We start from the raw sequence: 2,570 nt of genomic DNA on the forward strand, positions 1-2,570 counted from the left end.
AACACCTGCTCGTCGACCGCGCGAGTCAGTTGACCCTGAGCGCCCCCGAGATGACAGTGCTGCTCGGTGGGCTGCGCGTGCTCGGCGCCAACCACGGCCAGTCCCCTTTGGGCGAGTTCACCTCGACGCCAGGGACGCTGACCAACGAATTCTTCGTCAACCTTCTTGACGTGGACACCGAGTGGGCACCGAGGACGGACACCGCCGTTCGGACGGCAACGTACGAGGGCCGCGACCGGCACACCGGCGAGGTCAAGTGGGTCGCCAGTCGCGTCGACCTCGCTTTCGCGGCCGACTCCGTGCTGCGCGCAATCTCGGAGGTCTACGCGAGCGAGGACGCTGAGGAGAAGTTCATGCGCGACTTCGTGTCCGCGTGGGACAAGGTCATGAACCTCGACTTGTTCGACCTGCCCTGACCCATTGGTATCCGCCAGGGCGGACTTACTCGTCGACGGTGGACTCCTTTGTTGTGGAACGCCGCCGTATTCGTTGCGGAACGCCGCCATGAACGCTTTCACTGCCATATTGTTCACCGCCCGCGGATATCCCCGGTGCCGCATTCTGAATGAGGGTGACGGCGTCGCCGGAGAACAGCGGATCGGCCCGGCGAGCACTTGATGCCCCAACGTCGGCTTGCTCACCAAAAGCGCCGGGAACACGAACCTCGTCGGGCGTGCCCAGCCGCCGACGCCGCACCAGCCTGCGGGGGCCAGCGTCGCGGTATGGAAGCACGGGACTGGCCCAACGCAGTGACGATGTGATGGAGCCTTTGGTCCAGTCTCAAGGCGAACTTGCAGTCCCGGCTACCGGCCGCGAACACTACCTCGCGGCCGTAACACCCACAGATGTGACTGGCATCACGACGAACGGCACCTAGCGGCGTGCGAACGGCGGGGTACGACCACCTGGCGGTAATGCCTGTACGTAGGGGTTCACCGAATCTATCGTTCACTTAGTTACAGACTCGAAACAGGCGCTCGGGTGAGCGAAGTGATTCGACGACCGACGGCATTATGCGGCGAGATGTAACCGACCAGATGGAGCCGAGGATCTATACAGCCAACCGGAGTTTCGGCTCGCCGAATTCAGCAAATAGGAATTCAGCAAATAGGACGTGAATGCGATCCGTCCTGAACGGATTTCGCATTCCACACAAACAAACAACGAAGTTTCACTGATGAGGAGGTGAGGTCCTATGACGATCACTGATGAACCAGCCAACCTACTGAGCGAACTCGGCTTGGACACACAGAACCACGCAACCATTGGTCGGCTACTCGGAACCGGTTCCATCGAAAGAGCCACCGAACGGGCCGACGGCACGATGGAGGCCACGATCCGGATCAAGGAGGACTCGGTCGCATGGGAGCCTGCGGTCCTGGTCCTGCCGCACGGCGGCAATCTCGAACTGACGGTCATCAACGACGACAAGAACACGCACTCCGCGTTGTTCCCGAGCAATGGCGACAAGAAGTTCCTCTGGCTGCTCAACCACTCGAAGGGCCGAGCGAAGCTCAACCTGGACGGCCCTGGCTACTACTGGTACAGCTCGCCCGGCGGCAACGACGAAGGTCGGGGACTCACCGCCGCCATCGTCGTGCTCGGCGAGGTGCCGCCGCACGCCCGTCTCGACCGTCCCGACCAGCCACGCCCCTAGGAGGAACCCTAATGACCATTGAATACATTGATGCCGGCGAGGCGATCGACCACAGCGCGCTGAGCGCCAAGACCGGCACCGCGCCCGCGGTGACCGACAACGTCAACTACGAGCGCCTTCTCGACGCACGTTCGGAATCCCAGAACTGGCTCACCTACTACGGTGACTATGACGGCAAGCGGTACAGCCTGCTGGACCAGATCAACACCGAAAACGTCAAGAGCATCGGTCCGGCCTGGATGTTCCAGGCGGGCACCTCCGGTCACATCGCGGGTGCTTCGACCTACGCGTTCGAGGCGTGCCCGCTGGTCGTGGACGGCGTCATGTTCGTCACCGGCTGGGACGGCTGGTTCTGGGCTCTCGACGCGAAGACGGGTCAGCAGCTCTGGACTTACAAGCACGCGGTGCCCTTCGACGTCTCGCTCTGCTGCGGGAACGTCAACCGCGGTTGCGCGGTGGCCAACGGCAAGGTGTACTTCGTCACCCCGAACGCCCACTTGATCGTGCTGGACGCCACCAATGGAAAGGTGGTGTGGGAGAAGACGACTGGTGACGTGCGTGCGGGCGAGAGCGCCTCAATGGCTCCGTTGGTGATCAAGGACACGCTCATCACGGGCGGCGCTGGCGGCGAGTTCGGTGTGCGTGGCCACATCGACTGTTGGAACCTGGAGACCGGCGAGCATCTGTGGCGCACGTACACGGTGCCCAAGCCCGGCGAGAAGGGTTCCGAGACGTGGCCCGCCGACGGTGAGGCCTGGGCGCGCGGCGGCGCGAACCACTGGGTCACCGGGACGTACGACCCGGAGTTGAACCTGTACTACGCGGGCACCGGCAACCCGGCACCCGACTTCGACGGCGAGGTCCGCGAGGGCGACAACCTCTACACCGACAGCGTCGTCGCGTTGGACGTCGA

At 63.2% G+C, this 2,570-nt stretch carries 3 protein-coding genes; all 3 read left to right on the forward strand.

The window, feature by feature from the left end:
• On the forward strand, nt 1-416 hold a 416-nt coding region (locus tag QOI01_RS12625; protein WP_526381365.1), incomplete at its 5' end, for a peroxidase family protein.
• A 779-nt stretch (nt 417-1,195) separates the two neighbouring features.
• A complete protein-coding gene (locus QOI01_RS12630; RefSeq protein WP_526381367.1) occupies nt 1,196-1,657 on the forward strand; it encodes an MSMEG_3727 family PQQ-associated protein in 462 nt (153 codons plus the stop codon).
• Between the two features lie 11 nt (nt 1,658-1,668).
• Nucleotides 1,669-2,570, forward strand: a 902-nt coding sequence (locus QOI01_RS12635) for a BamB-related PQQ repeat family beta-propellar protein (protein ID WP_526381369.1), incomplete at its 3' end; no start/stop codon positions are given.

This window comes from Mycobacterium sp. (assembly GCF_032162605.1).
Taxonomy (GTDB): Bacteria; Actinomycetota; Actinomycetes; order Mycobacteriales; family Mycobacteriaceae; genus Mycobacterium.

Bases quoted from the DNA above. Each gene is read 5' to 3' on its own strand.
- QOI01_RS12630 (WP_526381367.1), top strand. From the start codon at position 1,196: ATGACGATCACTGATGAACCAGCCAACCTACTGAGCGAACTCGGCTTG.